Source organism: Kluyvera sp. (genome assembly GCF_965301105.1).
On sequence record NZ_CBDKZX010000175.1, the window covers coordinates 1 to 2,395 of the forward strand.

Here is a 2,395-nt window from a genome sequence, read left to right on the forward strand (position 1 = left end):
GCGCGTCGCTGGTGGTATTTAATGCCGATTATTTTTATTACCTACAGCTTAGCTTATCTCGACCGCGCCAATTACGGCTTTGCCGCTGCCGCCGGTATAGAACATGATTTAGGAATTACTCAGGGAACCGCATCGTTAATTGGCGCGCTGTTCTTCCTGGGCTATTTCTTCTTCCAGGTACCGGGCGCGATGTATGCCGTTAAGCATAGCGTGCGCAAAATGATCTTTTGCAGTTTGATCCTTTGGGGGCTCTGCGCTGCGGCGACCGGCTTTGTGAGTAACATACCCACGCTGATGGCGATCCGCTTTATTCTTGGAATCGTCGAGGCGGCGGTGATGCCCGCGATGCTGATTTATATCAGCAACTGGTTTACCAAAACCGAACGTTCGCGCGCCAATACCTTTTTGATTCTCGGTAACCCCGTTACGGTGCTGTGGATGTCGATTGTCTCCGGCTACCTGATTGAAGCCTGGGGCTGGCGTGAAATGTTTATTTTCGAAGGCATTCCGGCGGTGATTTGGGCGTTCTGCTGGGTGATTCTGGTGCGTGATAAACCGGCGGATGCGGGTTGGTTAAGCGCGCAGGAAAAAGAGGCGTTACAGCAGGCGATGGATCGCGAGCAGCGCGACATTAAGCCGATGCGTAACTACGGTGAAGCAATGCGCTCGCGCAGCGTGATCATGCTTTGCGCGGTGCATGCGCTGTGGAGCATCGGCGTGTATGGCTTCATGATGTGGATGCCGTCGATTCTGAAAAACGCGGCGCAGATGGACATTGTGGCAGTGGGCTGGCTGGCGGCGGTGCCGTATCTGGCGGCAATCTGCCTGATGCTGACCGTCTCCTGGCTGTCCGATAAGTTTCAGAACCGTAAACTGTTTATCTGGCCGCTGCTGTTGATTGCCGCCATCGCGTTCTTCGCCTCGTGGATGCTGGGCAACCAGTCTTTCTGGCTCTCCTACGCGCTGCTGGTCGTGGCCGCCGCCTGTATGTATGCGCCTTACGGGCCGTTCTTTGCGCTGATCCCCGAACTGCTGCCGCGCAACGTCTCCGGCGTGTCGATGGGGATGATCAACAGCTTCGGCGCGCTGGGAGCATTCCTCGGCGCGTGGCTGGTGGGGTACCTCAACGGCGTGACCGGCGGGCCGGGTGTCTCCTACACCTTTATGGCAATCGCCCTGCTGGCGTCGGTGGTGCTGATGTACTGCGTTCGCGCGCAAAATGAAACTACCTCGCCGGCGGCTGAGATGGCCACGCGTTAAGGTTGAGCGAGGAGTGCAGTCACTAACCGGCTGTGATAAGGTTCTCTGCGAGCATAATGGGCTGTTGGTCGTAGAGAACCTCATGAAAAACAATCGGATGACATTACAGGATATTGCCGCGCTGGCCGGGCTGAATAAGATGACGGTCAGCCGTTATCTGCGCGACCCGAATCAGGTGTCGCAACGCAGCCGCGAATTGATTTCGAAAGTCATGGAAGAGAACAACTACATTCCCAACCGCGCCCCGGAAATTCTGCTCAACGCCCGCAGTAAAACCATTGGCGTACTGATCCCCTCGTTTCGCAACCAGATCTTTGCCGATGTGCTGGCGGGGATTGAATCCGTCACCTCGGCCTGCCAGTACCAGACGCTGATCGCCAACTACGAATATGACGCCGAGCGCGAGGAACGTGAGGTGCTGAACCTGCTCTCCTACAATATTGACGGCCTGATCCTCACTGGAAAACTGCATACCGAACGGATGGTGCAGTACGTGCGCGCCAGCGGCGTTCCGGTCGCGGAGTTGATGGATATAAGCGGACAGTATCTCGATATTCAGGTTGGCTTTGATAACGAAAAAGCGGCGTACGAAATGACGCAGGCCTTTATTGACAGCGGTAAACGCAACATTGCGTTCTTTGGTTCGATGGATGACCCCCGCGACCTTAGCCGTTACCGTGGTACCGAGAAGGCGCTGGCGGCACAGGGGCTGGAAGCTTATCACCTGGCGCCAAAAACGATTTCGTCGGTGGCGCTGGGCCGCAAGATGTTCCAGCAGGCGATGGCGGAAAAAGCGGATATTGACGCGATTTTCTGTACCAACGATGACCTTGCCGTCGGCGTGCTACTGGAGTGTCAGGCGCAGCAGTTCGACGTGCCGGGAAAAATGGCGATTGCTGGCTTCCACGGGCTGGAAATTGGCCGCGCGCGGCTGCAAAAAATTGCCAGCGTGCTTACGCCGCGCTTTGAGATTGGTAAAACGGCGGCGGATATTTTGATTAAGCGCTTGAACGGGAAAGATGCGCCGGGCAGCGTCAACCTCGGTTACCAGATCTATTACGGCGATACGCTGTAGGCGGAAAGAAGAGGCTGGCCACCGTGCGGTGACCAGCGGGAGAGATTACTGCATAAACGC

At 56.2% G+C, this 2,395-nt stretch carries 2 protein-coding genes; both read left to right on the forward strand.

All coding sequences use genetic code 11. The annotated features are described in order from the left end of the window. Positions 1-1,260 (forward strand): MFS transporter (locus tag ACW14G_RS22825; protein ID WP_455648855.1); only part of this gene is annotated, 1,260 nt, incomplete at its 5' end. A gap of 82 nt (positions 1,261-1,342) precedes the next feature. Further along, positions 1,343-2,335, forward strand: coding sequence for a DNA-binding transcriptional regulator IdnR (gene idnR, locus ACW14G_RS22830; RefSeq protein WP_419057367.1), 993 nt, complete (start codon positions 1,343-1,345; stop codon positions 2,333-2,335). Positions 2,336-2,395 lie beyond the last annotated feature (60 nt).